This is a genomic window from Chelatococcus reniformis (assembly GCF_014640075.1).
GTDB classification, from domain to species: Bacteria; Pseudomonadota; Alphaproteobacteria; order Rhizobiales; family Beijerinckiaceae; genus Camelimonas; species Camelimonas reniformis.
Genome location: NZ_BMGG01000003.1, coordinates 405,402 through 420,480, shown reverse-complemented (window position 1 = coordinate 420,480; position 15,079 = coordinate 405,402). Strand labels below are relative to the sequence as shown.

15 protein-coding genes are annotated in these 15,079 nt (G+C 69.0%); 6 read left to right on the top strand and 9 right to left on the bottom strand.

Annotated features, from left to right (window positions below; translation table 11 throughout):
• The first annotated feature begins 6 nt into the window (after positions 1–6).
• From ureC to IEW34_RS10010, 3 genes are read left to right on the top strand one after another with little or no spacing between them, the layout of a single operon-like run.
• On the top strand, positions 7–1,713 hold the full coding sequence (ureC, locus tag IEW34_RS10020; protein WP_188609022.1) for an urease subunit alpha: 1,707 nt from the start codon (positions 7–9) through the stop codon (positions 1,711–1,713).
• On the top strand, positions 1,710–2,363 hold the full coding sequence (gene ureG, locus IEW34_RS10015) for an urease accessory protein UreG (protein WP_188609021.1): 654 nt from the start codon (positions 1,710–1,712) through the stop codon (positions 2,361–2,363). The genes ureC and ureG overlap by 4 nt, the downstream gene beginning before the upstream one ends.
• Positions 2,364–2,368: 5 nt before the next feature.
• Complete coding sequence (locus IEW34_RS10010; RefSeq protein ID WP_188609020.1) at positions 2,369–3,289, top strand: urease accessory protein UreD; 921 nt, start codon at positions 2,369–2,371, stop codon at positions 3,287–3,289.
• Positions 3,290–3,293: 4 nt separating this feature from the next.
• Here the strand turns inward: IEW34_RS10010 and IEW34_RS10005 are convergent, their stop codons facing one another.
• The 7 genes from IEW34_RS10005 to IEW34_RS09975 form a co-directional block, all read right to left on the bottom strand.
• Positions 3,294–3,614 carry a hypothetical protein gene (locus IEW34_RS10005; protein WP_188609019.1) on the bottom strand — a complete coding sequence of 107 codons (321 nt, stop codon included), beginning with the start codon at positions 3,612–3,614 and terminating at the stop codon, positions 3,294–3,296.
• A gap of 150 nt (positions 3,615–3,764) precedes the next feature.
• Positions 3,765–4,484: an ABC transporter ATP-binding protein gene (locus IEW34_RS10000; RefSeq protein WP_188609018.1), complete on the bottom strand. Its 720-nt coding sequence runs from the start codon at positions 4,482–4,484 to the stop codon at positions 3,765–3,767.
• 20 nt (positions 4,485–4,504) lie between these two features.
• The gene (locus IEW34_RS09995) at positions 4,505–5,296 is read right to left on the bottom strand and encodes an ABC transporter ATP-binding protein (protein ID WP_188609017.1); all 792 of its coding nucleotides are present in this window, start codon (positions 5,294–5,296) and stop codon (positions 4,505–4,507) included.
• A complete protein-coding gene (locus IEW34_RS09990) occupies positions 5,293–6,315 on the bottom strand; it encodes a branched-chain amino acid ABC transporter permease (protein WP_188609016.1) in 1,023 nt (340 codons plus the stop codon). The genes IEW34_RS09995 and IEW34_RS09990 overlap by 4 nt, the downstream gene beginning before the upstream one ends.
• Entirely contained in the window at positions 6,312–7,199 is an 888-nt protein-coding gene (locus IEW34_RS09985; RefSeq protein ID WP_188609015.1) for a branched-chain amino acid ABC transporter permease, read from the bottom strand. The genes IEW34_RS09990 and IEW34_RS09985 overlap by 4 nt, the downstream gene beginning before the upstream one ends.
• Positions 7,200–7,386: 187 nt before the next feature.
• A complete protein-coding gene (locus tag IEW34_RS09980; RefSeq protein ID WP_188609014.1) occupies positions 7,387–8,529 on the bottom strand; it encodes an ABC transporter substrate-binding protein in 1,143 nt (380 codons plus the stop codon).
• Between the two features lie 144 nt (positions 8,530–8,673).
• Positions 8,674–9,897 carry an LLM class flavin-dependent oxidoreductase gene (locus tag IEW34_RS09975; protein ID WP_188609013.1) on the bottom strand — a complete coding sequence of 408 codons (1,224 nt, stop codon included), beginning with the start codon at positions 9,895–9,897 and terminating at the stop codon, positions 8,674–8,676.
• 233 nt (positions 9,898–10,130) lie between these two features.
• Here IEW34_RS09975 and IEW34_RS09970 point away from each other — a divergent pair, with 233 nt between their 5' ends.
• Positions 10,131–11,054 carry a LysR family transcriptional regulator gene (locus IEW34_RS09970; RefSeq protein WP_188609012.1) on the top strand — a complete coding sequence of 308 codons (924 nt, stop codon included), beginning with the start codon at positions 10,131–10,133 and terminating at the stop codon, positions 11,052–11,054.
• A 158-nt stretch (positions 11,055–11,212) separates the two neighbouring features.
• Here the strand turns inward: IEW34_RS09970 and IEW34_RS09965 are convergent, their stop codons facing one another.
• Complete coding sequence (locus IEW34_RS09965; RefSeq protein ID WP_188609011.1) at positions 11,213–11,974, bottom strand: glucose 1-dehydrogenase; 762 nt, start codon at positions 11,972–11,974, stop codon at positions 11,213–11,215.
• Positions 11,975–11,999: 25 nt separating this feature from the next.
• Entirely contained in the window at positions 12,000–12,881 is an 882-nt protein-coding gene (locus tag IEW34_RS09960; RefSeq protein WP_188609010.1) for an SDR family NAD(P)-dependent oxidoreductase, read from the bottom strand.
• A 212-nt stretch (positions 12,882–13,093) separates the two neighbouring features.
• Here IEW34_RS09960 and IEW34_RS09955 point away from each other — a divergent pair, with 212 nt between their 5' ends.
• Positions 13,094–14,089, top strand: coding sequence for an NAD(P)H-dependent flavin oxidoreductase (locus IEW34_RS09955; RefSeq protein ID WP_188609009.1), 996 nt, complete (start codon positions 13,094–13,096; stop codon positions 14,087–14,089).
• 160 nt (positions 14,090–14,249) lie between these two features.
• Positions 14,250–15,008 carry an SDR family NAD(P)-dependent oxidoreductase gene (locus IEW34_RS09950; RefSeq protein WP_188609008.1) on the top strand — a complete coding sequence of 253 codons (759 nt, stop codon included), beginning with the start codon at positions 14,250–14,252 and terminating at the stop codon, positions 15,006–15,008.
• Positions 15,009–15,079 lie beyond the last annotated feature (71 nt).

The window sequence follows — 15,079 nt, the reverse complement described above, 5'->3', positions numbered from 1 at the left end:
GCGGTCATGACCACGCTGAGCCGGCGCGCCTACGCCGAACTTTACGGGCCGACCAAGGGGGACGTCGTCCGCCTGGGCGATACCGAGTTGCTCGCCGAGATCGAGCACGATTACGCGGTCTATGGGCACGAGCTGCTCGTGGGGGCCGGCAAGAACCTGCGCGACGGCGAGGGTGTGTGCGCCTACCGCACCTCGGGCGACAAGATCCTCGACATCGTCATCAAGAACGCCACGATCATCGACGCGGTGGCCGGCATCGTCAAAGGCGACATCGGCATCCGCGACGGCCGCATCGTCGGCATCGGCAAGGCGGGCAACCCGGACACCATGCCGGGCGTGCACCCCGAGCTGGTGGTCGGTGCCTCGACCACGCCGGTCTTCGGCGCCGGCTTCATCGTCACCGCGGGGGCCATCGAGTCCCATGCCCATATGAGCTCGCCCGAGCAGTCCGAGCATGCGCTCGCCGGCGGCACCACCACCATGATCGGCAACGGGTCGGGTCCGGTGTTCGATGTCGGCAGCGGCAGCGACGCGACCTTCGGGCGCTTCCTGCAGGCGACCGAGTTCTCGCCGCTCAACTTCGCCCTGTTCGGACGCGGCGCCTCGAGTGCCGCAGCCGTCGAGGCCGCGGTGGCGGCCGGGGGCATGTCGGTCAAGATCCACGAGGATTTCGGCGCCGCGCCCTCGGTGATCGACCAGAGCCTGATCGCCGCCGATCGCAACGACTTCGCCGTCCATCTGCACACCGACTCGATCAACGAGTTCGGCTTTTGCGAGGACACCATGGCCGCCATCGAGGGGCGGACCATCCACATGTACCACGTGGAGGGGGCCGGTGGCGGCCATGCGCCGGACCTGCTGAAGGTCGTCTCCTACGACAACGTCATCCCGTCCTCGACGAACCCCACCAATCCCTTCACGCCTTACGGGCTGGAGGAAGGGGTGGCGATGGCGATGATCTGCCACCAGCTCAGCCCCAACGTGCCCGAGGACGTGGCCTTCGGCGAGGCGCGCCTGCGCGCCCAGACCATCGCGGCGGAGGACTTCCTGCACGACATGGGCGCCATCTCGATCTTCGGCACCGACACCCAGGGCATGGGGCGGCTGGCGGAGAACGTGGCCAACTGCTGGCAGCTCGCCAGCGTCATGAAGGAGCGTGTCGGCCGTCTTCCGGAGGAGACCACGGCCATCGCCGACAACGAGCGCATCAAGCGCTACATCGCCAAGCTGACCATCAACCCGGCCATCGCCGTGGGCATCGACCATGTGGTCGGCTCGATCGAACCGGGCAAGATGGCCGACCTCGTGCTCTGGCCGCGCGCCTCCTTCGGCATCAAGCCTTCCATGGTGATCAAGAACGGCTTCGTGGTCTGGGCCGCCATGGGCGATGGCAACGGCAGCCTGCCCGTGGCCGAGCCGATGATCCAGCGGCGCATGTGGGGCTATCTCGGCCAGGCGCCGCAGCACCTGGGCGTCACCTTCGTCTCCAAACTGGTGCAGGAGGCCGAGGTGAGCCGCAAGCTCGGCCTGCGCAAGGCCATGGTGCCGATCAAGAACGTGCGGTCGTTGCGCAAGCGCGACATGGTGCGCAACAGCGCCCTGCCGGTGGTCGAGGTCGACCCGCAGTCCTTCGAGGTGCGGGCCGACGGCAAGCTCTTGATGTGCGCTCCGGCGACGAAGGTGCCGCTGGCGCGGAGGTACATGCTGCGATGATCGAAGCGGGGAAGACATCGGCGACGGCAACGGCGGCGCGGCTTCCGGCGGCGCGCGTCGGCATCGGCGGCCCCGTGGGGTCGGGCAAGACGGCGCTGGTCGAGCGTCTGATCCCGGCGCTGGCGGCGCGCGGCGTCGACCTTGCCGTCATCACCAACGACCTCGTCACCGCGGAGGACGCCGAGCGCATCCGCCGCTCCGGCCTGATCGATCCCGCCCGGGTCTCGGCGGTCGAGGCCGGCGCCTGCCCGCATACGGTCATCCGCGAGGACCCCACCTTGAACATCGAGGCGGCGGACGAGCTCGAGCGCCGCTTTCCCGGCGTGGAGCTCATCCTGCTGGAGAGCGGCGGCGACAACCTCGCCTCGACCTTCTCGCGCGACCTGACCGACTTCTGGATGTTCGTCATCGATGTCGGCGGCGGCGGCGACATCCCGCGCAAGCGGGGGCCCGGCGTCGTCCGCTGCGATCTGCTCGTCATCAACAAGACGGATCTCGCCCCCCACGTCGGCGTCGATCTCGAGCTCATGCACGCCCAGGCTCTGGCCGTGCGCGACGGCCGGCCGGTGCTGCTCACCAACTGCCGTAGCGGCGAGGGCATCGACGCCGTCGTGGCGATGCTCGAGAGCCAAGTGCTGTTCCGCGCCTGACCGAGATGGAGGACGCACGGCCGCAGCTCGATCTGGTCTTCGCCCGGCGGCTGGATCGAACCATCCTGGAGCGGCGCATCTTTCGCTGGCCGTTCGTCTTGACGCGAACCTTCGCGTTGGAGCGCACACCACCTTGCCTGCTGTCGGTGTTCCTCCAGACGAGCAGCGGCGCCGTGCACGGCGAGGACGATCTGCGCCAGCGCCTGCACATCCGCGGCGGCGCGGCCGCGTATGTGACGACCCAGGGGGCCTCGCCCGTTCATCGTGCGACGCCCGGGCAGACGTCGAAGGAAAGCGTCGGCATCCGGATCGAGGACGACGGACATCTGGAGTATGTGCCCGAGCCGCGGATCCTGTTTCCGGGGGCCGCGCTGGATCAGACCATCGAGGTCGACTGCGCGCCGGGCGGCTTCGCGCTGGCTGCGGACGTCTTCACCATCCATGACCCGGCAGGCGAGGGCCGTCGCTTCCGCAGCCTGCGTGCGACGACGATCCTGCGTCGCGGCGGCGACGCGCCGCTTCTCGTCGACCGCGTCGACATCCGCGGCCTGGGGCGGGGCCGGACGGCGGCCTTCGCCGCCTTCGGGTCGGTCTACGTCCTGGCGCCGGACGGCGCCGCGGCGCTGATGGCGGACGTGGCGGCGATGCTGCCGGGCATTCCAGGCCTCTATGGGGCGACCAGCGAGCTTCCTGGCGACGGAACCGGGTTCAGCGTGCGCCTGGCCGGATATGATCTGCGCAGCGTGAGAACGGCTGTCGCCCTGACGTGGAGCCTGTCGCGGCAGTCGCGCTTCGGCTGCAAGCCGTCGGCGCGCGGCAAGGACGACGCGTGGTCGACGAAGTCCGACGAAGACCAGCTCGGCGGGGGGAGCGCCGTCGATGACGCACTCGCCCGCGGCGGCGCCGATGCCCGGGCGTCGTCATAGCTCCTCATTCACGAAAGCCTTGCGCCTTGGCCTTCCGGTCGTTGAACCCTTCCTGGTTGAACAGTGCGTTCTCCAGGCACGGCACCATCGACCGGTAGAACTTGGGCGCCGGCCCGAACCCGATCTGGCTCATCCGGCAGACGAACTGGGAATAGCCGTTGACGCGGCCCCAGATCTCCCGCACGCGATCGTATGCCTGCCGTTCGGCCACGATACAGGCGGGTACGTGGCGGCAGTTTCCCTCCACGTCGGTCTGCGGGACGGAGCCGCCGTCGGCCTGCGCGAACGCGACGCCCGTCTGCGCGACGAGCACAAGCCCTGCCAAGGTCCACCTCACCGTTCACTCCGCTGCTGTGGCGTCGTCAGGCTTGAATGGCGCCTCGAGGCTGCGCTCGCAAGCCGTAAGCGCGGCTCAAGGACGGCAGGCCTTACGGGCTCGCGCAAACAGCCGTTCGCGAGCCGCCGCGGCGGGAGGCTACGCCCCCAGATACGCCTTGGCGATCTCCCCGTCGCCCTGGGCGCCGCGCCATTGCTCGGGCGGGATCGCGCGGGTCACCCGGCCGAGGCTCATGACGTAGGCCCGGTCGGCAGCTTCGGTTGCCAGCGCCACGTTCTGCTCGACCAGCAGGATGCCCACCCCCTGCCGGCGGATCCGGGCGATGACGTCGACGAGGCCCTTGACGATCTTCGGCGCGAGGCCGGTCGAGGGCTCGTCCAGCACGAGCAGGTCGGGCTGCAGCAGCAAGGCGCGGGCGATGGCCACCATCTGCTGCTCACCGCCGCTCAGCAGCTGGATCGATGCGCCGAGCCGCTCACGCATGAATGGGAACAGCTCGAACAGGCTGGCGTGGTCGAACCGCCGCGCCTGGGCCGGGCGCCTGTCGCCCTCCCGTGCGGCGAGGTCCAGGTTGGTCTTGACGGACAGCTCGCCGAACAGTCGGCGATTTTCTAGCACCGCGGCGATGCCCGTCGCGGCGCGGCGATGGGGCGCCAGGCGTTCGATCGCCACGCCGTCCTTGACGATGCGGCCTGCGCGCGCCGCCGTCAGCCCGCAGAGGGTGCGCACCAAGGTGCTCTTGCCGGCGCCGTTGGGCCCGATGACGGCAACGCTCTCGTTGCGGGCTACCGCGAGCGACAGCTCGCGCAGCACGAGAATATCGCCATAGCCGGCGGACAGCTCCTCGACGCTCAACATCGTGTCGCGTCCTGCCATCGTCAGGCCCCCAGATAGGCTTCGCGCACGCGCGGATCGGCCTTGACCGCGGCGAATGGACCGCTGGCGATGGTCTCGCCGAAGCAAAGGACGTTGACGGTGGCTGCGCAGCCCATCAGCTCCATGTCGTGCGAGACCAGGAAGACCGTCATGCCCTCCTCGTTGAGCTGGGTGAGCATGCGGGCGAGCTGGTCGACCTCGTCGCCGTTGAGGCCGGACGACGGCTCGTCCAGGCACAGCAGCTCCGGATCGGCAATGGCGGCGCGGGCGAGTTCCAGCAGGCGCTGCTGGCCCACCGGCAGCTTGCCTGCCAATACGTCGGCGACGGGCTCCAGGCTGAAGCGCGCGGCGGTGAGCGCGGCTCGCCGCTGCATCTGGGCGAGCTCGCGCCGCGCCAGAGGCAATCCCAGCATGTCGGCCAGCATGCCGCTGCGGCCGAGCTTGTGGCAGCCGGCAACCAGGTTCTCGCGCACGGTCAGGTGGCCGAAGACCTGCGGCGTCTGGAACGTCCGCACCAGCCCGGCGCGGCTGCGGTCGACGACGCTGATGCGGCCGATCGGACGGCCGTGATAGATCACGTCGCCGCGGTCGGGTGCCAGGAAACCGGAGACGATGTTGAACAGCGTGCTCTTGCCCGCACCGTTCGGCCCGATCAGGCCGGTGATGCTGCCCCTGGCGATTGTCAGGTCGACGGCGCGCAGCACATGCAGGCCGCCGAACGACTTGGAAACGGCGCGCACCTCGAGCAGCGCGCTGCTGGGCGTCGTGGTCAGCGGAGCGTCGGCCCTCGTCACGTTCCGCTCCCGGGCGCAGGAGGCGCCGGCGGCCAGAGGCGGCGCCACAGGGTCGTGACGAGGCCCCCCATGCCCTGCGGCAGGAAGATCACGGCGACCACCAGGACCCCGGCGAACAGCAGCGGATGCACGTCGCCCACGCGGCTGAGCAGGTTCGGCACCAGGGTGACGAAGGCCGCGCCGAAGAGGGGGCCGATCACCGACTGGGCACCGCCCACCACCGCGAGCAGCAGGAAGCTGACGGCCCGGTCGACGCCAAAGCTGTCAACGCTGACGAACGAGACGTAATTGGCGAAGAGGCTGCCGGCGAGCGAGCCGAGCAGGGCGCTGAGCACGAAGATGCGAACCTTGAGCTTATGCACGTCGATGCCGAGCACCAGAGCGGCGGCCGGGGCATCGCGCATGGCGCGCATGGCATAGCCGCTGCGCGAATGGAGCAGGTTGTAGAGCAGCCAGTAGATCAGCGCCGCGAGCGGCCAGATGAAGTAATAGAACTTCTGCGGAGTGTTCAGCACCAGGCCGAACAGCGAGATCTGGGGGATGCCGCCGACGCCCAGCGTGCCGCCGGTGAGCCAGTCCCACTCGAGGAACAGCACGTGGCCGATGGTCGCCAGTGCCAGCGTCGCCAGCGCGAGGAAGTAGCCGGACAGCCGCAGGACCGGCCAGCCGATGACGAGCGCCGTGGCACCGGAGATCACCATGCCGATGACGAGCGCCGCATACCACGGCCAGCCCCAGGTGGTGCAGCAATAGGCCGTGGCATAGGCGCCGATGCCGTAGAAGACGCTTTGCGCCAGCGAGACGATGCCGCATTGGCCGAGCAGGAAGGCGACGCCCAGGCCGGCGATCGCGTAGAGCGCCGTGAACACCAGGAGGTCGACGGTGCCGCGCGAGAGCACCTGCGGCAGCGCCGCCCAGATGGCGATGCCGGCGAGCGCCAGCGTGGCGCCGACGAGCCGGCGCAGGTGCCGGTGGGTGAGGAGGGCCGCGGCGGGGGCCCGGATCGGTTCGACGCTCATCCGCCGACGCGGCCCCGGCGGCCGAGCAGGCCGTTCGGCATGGCGATCATGATCAGGATCAACAGGCTCATGGCGATGACGTCCTTGTAGCCGGACGACACGAAGACGATGGCCATGGCCTCGACGAGGCCGAGCAGCAGGCCGCCCATGATGGCGCCGAACGGATTGCCGAGACCGCCGACGATGGCCGCGGTGAACCCCTTCAGGGTCAGCAACAGTCCCATCTCGTAGTGGATGGTGATCAGCGGCGACACCAGAACGCCGGCGACGCCGCCGACGGCGCCCCCGAGCATGAAGGTGAGGGTGCGCATGCGCGGCACGTTGATGCCGATGGTGGCGGCCCCCTCGGGATCGATGGAGGCGGCCAGAATCGATTGGCCCAGCGGGGTGCGCTGGTAGAACAGCCTGAGCGCCACGACGACGACGATGGCAATGGCGATGAGCCACACCGCGTGCACGCGGATCGCCGCATCGAAGACGTCGAGCGAGCGGTTGCCGCCGAAGCCCGGCATCGACCGGCTGTCGCGGCCGAAGTACAGCAGCGCCGCGGCGGAGACGGCGAAGGCGCCGCCCAGCGTCACCAGCAGCAGCGAATCCTCGCTGCCGCCGCGCGCCTGGGTCGGGCGGATGAGGAGCAGCTCGACGGCCCAGCCGACCAGCGCGCCGGCGATGATGCCGCCGAGGAAGCCCACCGCGATCGGCAGTCCGAGCCAGTCGAGGGCGAGGCAGGCGGCAATGCCGGCGACCAGCGCAAAGTCGCCCTGCATGGCGTTGACCACTCGCGTGCCGCGGAAGATGACGGAGATGCCGAGGCCGATCAATCCGTAGACGAAGCCGTTGGTCAGGCCGGCCAACAGCGACTGGATGAACAGAGTGGTCGTCATGGGGCGGTCCGCCCGGCCGCGTCATGGTCGGGCTTGACCCGACCATCCATCCGACGAGGGATAGGGGCCAAGGCCAGCCCTGCCGGGCTCCGGTTTTCCAAGCGATGGATGGCCGGGTCGAGCCCGGCCATGACGCGTGGAGGAGGGCTGCGTCCCCCGTGCCCGGCCGTGGCGCGGGTCGGCGGCGTCACGAGCCGACCTTGAACGGCAGCCGCGTGAACTGGCCCTTGACCAGCTTGGAAAAAACATAGCTCGACAGGTCGATGCCGGTGAGGTCCGCGGCCGAGAAATCATAATTGGCCAGCACGCCCTTGAACGGCTGCCGCATGGCCTGGGCGATGGCCTGGCGATCGGCATTCGGGCCGGCCTTGGCGATCGCCTGGGCGACGATGTTCACTGCGTCCCAGCCTGCGGCCTCGTAGTTCTTGGGCAGAGCGCCATAGGTCTTCTTGTAGAGCTCGACGAAAGCCTTCTGCTGCGGCTCGGGATCCTCGCCGACGAGGAACTCGGGAAAGACGATGTCGTCGCCGAACTCGCCCATGCCGCGCACGTAGTCATAGGCGGAGGAGCCGATGGCCGAGATGATCGGCTGGGTGATCTTGACCTGGCGGGCGCTGCGGAACGGCACCGGCGACGTGGCGATGACATAGACGGCCTCCGGTTCCGCGGCGCGCACCTTGGCGGCCTGGGTCGAGACGTCGGAGGCGCCGACCTCGAACTTTTCCACCGCGACGAACTCGACCCCGTAGCTCGCCGCCATGGTCTTGAGGTTGCTGAACACCAGCTGGCCGTAGCCGGAATCGTGTAGCACGCCGATCTTCTTGAGCTTGTTCGCCTTGGTGTATTCCAGCATCGCCTTGGCGTTGAGGCTCTGCGGCGGCAGCACGTGATAGAGCGACTTGTAGGTGAGCTCGACGGCGGGGCCGAGCCCGGTCAGCGCCACCTCGGCCATCTCTTCGGCGTTGGTGAGCGCGGCGATGGCGCCGGTCGAGGCGGTGAGCGAGCCGCCGATGACGGCCACGACCTTGTCGTTGAAGATCAGCCCTTCGGCCTTCTGCTTGGCGATGTCCGGCTTGGAGCCGTCGTCCTCGATCAGCACCTTGATCGGCCGGCCGCCCACGCCGCCGGCATCGTTGATCGCCTCCTCCGCCAGCTGGATGCCGTTGCGCTCGGCCTGCCCCAGGCCGGCGCCCGGGCCGGTCAGGCACAGCACCGCGCCGATCTTGATCGGTTCGGCCGTCTGCGCCATGGCCGGGCCGGCCGCAGCGACGAGGAGGCCCGCGGCAAGCGCCCAGGCGCCCGCACGGATCGGGTCGGTCAGCTTCGTCATCGTCTCCTCCCGGTCTGCACCGGCATCTCGCGGCCGGGTTGTCAGACTATGTTGTGGTCAACCTGGCACGGACGCCACCGCCCAAAAAGGAGGGCGATCGCTGCCGGTCCAACGGGCCGCGCACCAGCGGCCTTCGCCGCTCCTCTACTCCGCGGCGGCCCGGTAGTCCGCAGCGTCTAGCAGCGGCACCACCTCGCGCATGAACAGGTCCAACTCCTCCAGCATCACTTCCGTGGGGCATTGGGCCCAATGCCAAATGAGCGTGATGTACTCGCACGGTACCTGGTCGTAGATCCTGCGCCAGACATCCTTGCTGTCCTGGAGCGTGCCGCCGACGAAGAGGTCGCTCTGCTTCATGCCCTCGACCAGGGTGTCATCGTCGCCCTGGGGCAATTGCGGGAAGAACGGACCGTAGAAGTTGCGGTAGATGTCGAGGTCGTATTTGCGCAGGCGCTCGTCGAACTCGGCCCGTGTGCGGGTGATATGGGGATAGCGCACCACGTTCTGCCGCTCGCCCAGCTTGAAGTCGAAGCCGTGCCGGCGCGCCACGTCGAGGTAGAAGCGGGCGCTCTCGGCGACCTGCGGCGTCGGCGAGAAATAGGTCGGCACGAAGCCGCGCTTGGCACAGAACTCCACGCTGTCCTTGCTCTTGGTGGTGGCGCAGAAGATCTGCGGATGCGGGCGCTGGTAGGGCTTGGGCACCACGGCGATGCGGGCCACGTTGCCCTGGTCGTCGACCTCGCCCGGCACGCCCGCAAGCTTCGCCGTCGGCGCGGCCGGGTAGCCGGCGATGCCCGAGCGCGGGTAGGGGGCCTTGTAGGTGGGCCCGTCGAGGACGACCGAATCCTCGGTCCAGCACTGGATCAACTGATCGATGCGTTCCTCGAAGACGTCGCGGTTCTTCTGGTCGCTGGCGCTGCCGTCGGACACGGTCGCCACCGAGCCCGCCCACTGACCCAGCACGTTGGCCCAGCGTGACTGGTAGCCGCGCGCCACGCCGACCCAGTAGCGCCCCTTGGTCAGGTGATCGAGGATGGCGGTCTCTTCGGCAACGCGGATCGGATCCTGCGTCGCCATCACGTAACCGATGGCGCCGACGTTGATCGTGGTCGTCTTGGCCGCCCAATAGGCGTTGAGAATGCCCGGGTTGGGGCCGACCTCATAGCCCTCGGAATGGAAGTGGTGCTCGATGGTGGAGGCGCCCCACACGCCCATGCGCTCGGCCGCCAGCACGATATCGGTCCACTCGTGCACGACCTGCTGGTACTGATCGCGGTCGACGCCCATCGGCCGGCGGCGGATGCGATCCTCGAAGCCGTCGCTCGCGAACATAGGATAGAGCTGCAGAATGACCTTGGGCCGCGCCATGCGTGCCTCCCTCTTGCTCTTTTTTCACGATGGTAAGCCCGACCATCGCCCTGGGTATCGAGCGATTGCCTATGTCTGTTATCGGGTCGGCCTATGGGCATTGGCGCCGCAGCCGCACCGCGGCGGAGCCGGCCTTGCTCGATGGTTGCCAAGCAGTTTCGCCGGTTTGGCTTTTCGCGAAAGCTGATAAGCTGCGATGTCAGCTATAGCGGGGGGCTATAGGGCGGATTTGAATGGAGCTGCGCCACATCTCAGCCTTCGTCGCGGTCTGCGAGGAGGGCAGCATCAACCGGGCCGCGCAACGGCTGAACCTGTCGCAGCCGAGCGTCAGCGCCATCATCCGTGACCTGGAGACGGAGCTCGGCAGCGAGCTCCTCGTGCGGCTGGCGCGCGGCACCCGGCCGACGACCGCGGGCGAGACCTTCTACCGCCATTGCCAGCGGGTGCTCGCGGAGGTCGACGGCGCCCGCAAGGCGGTGGTCAGCGGCGTCGACCATGTGGCCGGTCCGATCAACGTCGGCCTGGCGCCGACCGCGGCCAAGGGGCTGATGCCGCGCTTCCTCGCCGGCTATCTCGACGACTACCCCGACGTCACGGTGCGCATTGCCGAGGCCTTCAGCGGCCCGCTGACGGAATGGACACTATCGGGCAAGGTGGATTTCGCTGTCGTCGCCGTGCCGCCCGTCGACCGCCGGCTGATCATCCGCCGCCTCGCCGCCGAGCCGCTCGTCCTGGTGTCATCGGCGCGGCACGGCGCACCCGCCGCGGGCTCGATCGTGGATGGCCCCCCGCTCAAGCTGGTGCTGCCGGCGCCGGACAACGGCTTGCGCGTCATGCTCGACCGCTACATCCACTCGGTCGGCCTGCCGGTCGCCCGCGCGGTCGAGATCGACAGCCTGCACGGCATGCTCGAGGTGGTGCGCCGCAGCGACTGGGTGACGCTGCTGTCGGTGACCTCCGTCATCAACGAGGTCTCGCGCGGCGAGCTCGCCGTGCGCCGCACCGACCCGCCGCTGGAGCTGGAGTTCTACCTGATCCACCCGGCGCGGCGTACCTTGTCGGCGGCGGCGGTGCGCTTCATCGAGCGGCTCGACGAAGCCTTCACCCAGTCGCACCGGGACTGGATGCGCATGTTTCCCGATCCCGGTGGCGAGTAGAGCGGCCAGTATAGAGCCGCCCGCTCAGGCCTATGACAGAATTGACCTCAAGGCAGATGGATGGGCGGATCGGTTTGGCCGCGAGACTGTGCCGAGCGCCGGAGATCCCTGACGTCGTGGCGAAGCTTTGATCCGACCATTTGCTTGAAGTGCGCCGCTCAGCTCGTCATGCCGCCGTCGACCGGCATGGCGATGCCGGTGACGAAGGACGCGGCGTCCGACAAGAGCCACGCCACCGCCTCGCCCAGCTCCTCCGGCCGGCCGAAGCGGCCGTTGGGCTGTGAGCCCTCCATGCCGCGGCGAACGGAGGCGCGATCGTCGATGATCTGGCTGACCATCGGCGTGTCGACCACGCCCGGGCAGACCGCGTTGATGCGGATTGGCGACTGGGCCATCTCGAGGGCAGCCGACTTGGTGAGTCCGATGACGGCGTGCTTGCTGGCGCTGTAGGCGGCCATCGCCCGCACGCCCCTGAGGCCGGCGGCCGACGAGGTGTTGACGATGGCGGCCGGCCCGCCTTGCGCCTGCATCTGCCGCAGCTCGGCCCGCATGCACAGCCATACGCCCTTGGCGTTCACCGCCATGATGCGGTCGAAGTCCTCCTCCGTGCCGTCCAGCAGGCGGCCGAGGCGGCCCGGCACGCCCGCATTGTTGAAAGCCCCGTCGAGCCGTCCGAAGCGCGAGACGGCGGCCGCTACGGCCGCCTCCGCGTCGGCCTCACGGGTCACGTCCGTCTGGATGGAGGCGGCAGCGCCGCCGGCCCCCGTGATCTGGGCGGCTGTTTCCTCGGCTCCGGCCTGGTCGATATCGCAGACCATGACTTTGGCTCCCTCGCGGCCCAACACCAGGCTCGTCGCCCGGCCGATGCCGGAGCCGCCGCCCGTCACCAGAACGACCTTGCCTTCCAATCGTCCGCTCATTCGCCTGTCCTCCCTGTTGTCCGGCTCAGCCATTGCCGGTGGCCGCCGTGGTGTCCAGGCGCTTGATGATATTGGGGTGTCCAGTGGTGCCGTAGGTGAAGCCGGATATGGTCGACAGCGCCCGGTTGCTGGCTCTGGCCTGGAAGAAATTGCCGTGGGCCGCGGTCAATCCGCCGTCCACGGTCAGCGTCTGACCGGTCATAAAGGCACTCTGCTTTGAGGTCAGAAAGAGCAGCGCATCGGCGATGTCGCCCGGCTGGCCCTGGTCGGGCCAAGGCTGGAAGTTGCGGATGGCGTCGGCGGCGCCGTCCTCGTCTCCGGCGATCCAGAGCTGGGTGAAGATCACGCCGGGGCAGATGGCGTTGACGCGGATGCGATGGGCCGCCAGTTCCACGGCCGCCGTCTCGGTGAGATTGATCACCGCGGCCTTGGCAGCGGAATAGGCTTGCGGGCCGAAACCCGCGCCGGTCCCTGCGATCGATGCGGTGTTGACGATGATCCCACCATCACCCTGTGCGATCAGCAGCCGCGCGGCGTGCTTGATGCCGAGGAACACCCCGCCCACCAGGATGTCGAAGGTGCGGCGCCAGTTGTCGTAGCCGATCTCGGTGATCGGTCCCACGGCGCCTCCCAGCCCGGCGTTGTTGAACAGAATATCCAGCCGGCCGAATTGATCGACCGCATAGCCGAACATGCGCTCGACCTGCGTCTCGTCCGCAACGTCCGTCGCCACGAACCGCAGGTTCTCGCTGCCGAGCTGGCGAAGCACCTCCGCCCCGCGCTTCTCGTTCAAGTCGGCGACGACGACCCTGGCGCCGGCCGCGAGCAGCCGCTCCACCGCCGCGAGCCCGATGCCGCTCGCACCGCCGGTCACCACGGCGACCTTTCCTTGGAGTTCTCCTGTCAATTTTTCCTCCCCGTGCCGCCACTATGGGCGCAAAGCGCCTGCCGTGCATCGCCCTCGCTAACGAGGGGCCACAGTCCGGGCGGCGCACCCTACACTGGCACGGCGGGCGGCTGGGTAGACACCTGCGCCGGCTGTTGCGAGCCCTTCGTGGGCTGCATAGTGCGCAGCCGGACCCTGTAGGGCCGGCCCCAACGTTCAGCGTGTGAGAGCCCATGTCCCTCGATCCCAGCATTCGCAACGCGCTCGTCCTGCCGGCGATCTGCGCGCCCATGTTTCTGGTCAGCGGCCCGGATCTGGTCCGCGAAGCCTGCAAAGCCGGCCTGATCGGCGGGCTGCCGCGCCAGAACGCGCGATCGTTCGAGCTCTTCGAGGGGTGGTTGAAGGACATCCGCGAGGCGCTCGATCGGCACGGCGCCGAGACCGGCGCCCGCGTCGGGCCGATCGCAGTCAATCTGGCAACGCGCCTGCCCGAGGACGAGATCGACGCCCATTTCCGCGTCTGCCAGCGCTACGGCGTCGAGATCCTGATCACCGTCGGCGGCGACCCCACCGCGCTGGTCCGGCGCGCCCACGATGCAGGCCTCAAGGTCTTCCACGACGTGACCAGCCTGCGCTTTGCCGAGAAGGCGATGGCGGCGAAGGCGGACGGCCTGACCTGCATCGGCGCCGGCGGCGGGGGCCATTCCGGCACCATCAGTCATCTCGCCCTGATCCGGACGATCCGGGCCATGTACGACGGCACCATCATCATGGCCGGTGCGGTCTCCGACGGGGCGACGATCCGGGCGGCGGAGGTGCTGGGCGCCGATCTCGCCTACCTCGGCACCCGCTTCATCGCCACGGTCGAATCGGAGGCGCCGGCCGCCTACAAGGATCTCCTCGTCAGCCAGACCTCGTCGGACCTCGTCTACACCGGCAAGGTGGCGGGGGTGCCCGCCAACTGGCTGCTGGAGTCGATCCGCCGCGTGGGGCTCGACCCGGACAACCTGCCCGAGCCGCTGGGCCGCGGCATGCGGCACGACCATCTGCCCGCGCAGGCCCAGCCGTGGAAGACGATCTGGAGTGCCGGACAGGGCATCGACCTGATCAACGACATCCCGACGGTGGCCGACCTGGTGCGGCGCCTGCGCCGGGAATACGTCGCCGCCTGCCAGGTCCCGGATATGGCCGAGGTCGCCCGTCTCGTCGATGAGGCCGGCGCGGCGTAGGACGGTTCGGGCCGCGTTGGCGCCGCCGTCAGGCTCGGCCTGGGGCGCTTTCCCGTGATTGGGTGATTTCACTCAAATGCGAAGCGCTTTAGCCTGGGCGCGGGCGGACCGGGAGCCGGGCCGCCCCCCACGACAACGACAAGCATAGGGTGGACGCGCGATGGCCGTATCGTTCTCGCTCGAGGGACAGGTGGCGCTGGTGACCGGGGCCGGCCGGGGCAACGGACGGGCGATCGCCATCGGCCTGGCCGATGCGGGAGCCAGCCTCATCGCGACCGACCGGGACGCGGACGTCGCCGAGGCGACGGCGGAGGCGATCCGTATCGCCGGTGGCCAGGCCTGGGCCGCCGTGCTCGATGTCGCCGACCGCGAGGCCTGCGTCGCGCTGGCCCGGCGTACCGCGCGCGAGCAGCCCGTGTCGATCCTCGTCAACAACGCGGGCATCGCCGCCGTCGGCCCGCTCGAGGACGACGATTCCGCCGAGAAATGGGATCGGACGCTGAGCGTCAATCTCACCGGCTCCTACAACACGGTACGGGCCTTTCTCGCCCAGTTGAAGGAGACGAAGGGCTCGATCATCAACATCGGCTCGGTGCTGTCCTTCGTCGGCGTGCGTCACGCGCTGCCCTACGTCGCCTCGAAGGGGGCGGTGCGGCAGATGACCAAGGCGCTGGCGGTCGAGCTGGCCGCTGACGGCATTCGCGTCAACGCCATCGCACCGGGCTTCATCGAGACGGCGATGACCGAGCGCACCCGCGAGGATCCGGAGCGGCTCGAGCGCGTGCTCGCCCATACGCCGATGGGCCGGATGGGCCAGCCCGCCGAACTCATCGGGGCCGCAGTCTTCCTGGCGTCGCCCGCCGCGAGCTACGTCACCGGGGTGATGCTGCCCGTCGACGGCGGCTATCTCGCACAATAGCGGCCGGCGCGAGAGACGGCCGCCGGCCGGCGCCATCGGGACGTCGATCATATCAACACGTTGACGCATTC

Coding starts and splice junctions, on each gene's coding strand:
- IEW34_RS10010 (WP_188609020.1), top strand. CDS start 2,369: ATGGAGGACGCACGGCCGCAGCTCGATCTGGTCTTCGCCCGGCGGCTG.
- IEW34_RS09985 (WP_188609015.1), bottom strand. CDS start 7,199: ATGACGACCACTCTGTTCATCCAGTCGCTGTTGGCCGGCCTGACCAAC.
- IEW34_RS09955 (WP_188609009.1), top strand. CDS start 13,094: ATGTCCCTCGATCCCAGCATTCGCAACGCGCTCGTCCTGCCGGCGATC.
- IEW34_RS10000 (WP_188609018.1), bottom strand. CDS start 4,484: ATGTTGAGCGTCGAGGAGCTGTCCGCCGGCTATGGCGATATTCTCGTG.
- IEW34_RS09950 (WP_188609008.1), top strand. CDS start 14,250: ATGGCCGTATCGTTCTCGCTCGAGGGACAGGTGGCGCTGGTGACCGGG.
- IEW34_RS09975 (WP_188609013.1), bottom strand. CDS start 9,897: ATGGCGCGGCCCAAGGTCATTCTGCAGCTCTATCCTATGTTCGCGAGC.
- ureC (WP_188609022.1), top strand. CDS start 7: ATGACCACGCTGAGCCGGCGCGCCTACGCCGAACTTTACGGGCCGACC.
- ureG (WP_188609021.1), top strand. CDS start 1,710: ATGATCGAAGCGGGGAAGACATCGGCGACGGCAACGGCGGCGCGGCTT.
- IEW34_RS09970 (WP_188609012.1), top strand. CDS start 10,131: ATGGAGCTGCGCCACATCTCAGCCTTCGTCGCGGTCTGCGAGGAGGGC.
- IEW34_RS09980 (WP_188609014.1), bottom strand. CDS start 8,529: ATGACGAAGCTGACCGACCCGATCCGTGCGGGCGCCTGGGCGCTTGCC.
- IEW34_RS09965 (WP_188609011.1), bottom strand. CDS start 11,974: ATGAGCGGACGATTGGAAGGCAAGGTCGTTCTGGTGACGGGCGGCGGC.
- IEW34_RS09990 (WP_188609016.1), bottom strand. CDS start 6,315: ATGAGCGTCGAACCGATCCGGGCCCCCGCCGCGGCCCTCCTCACCCAC.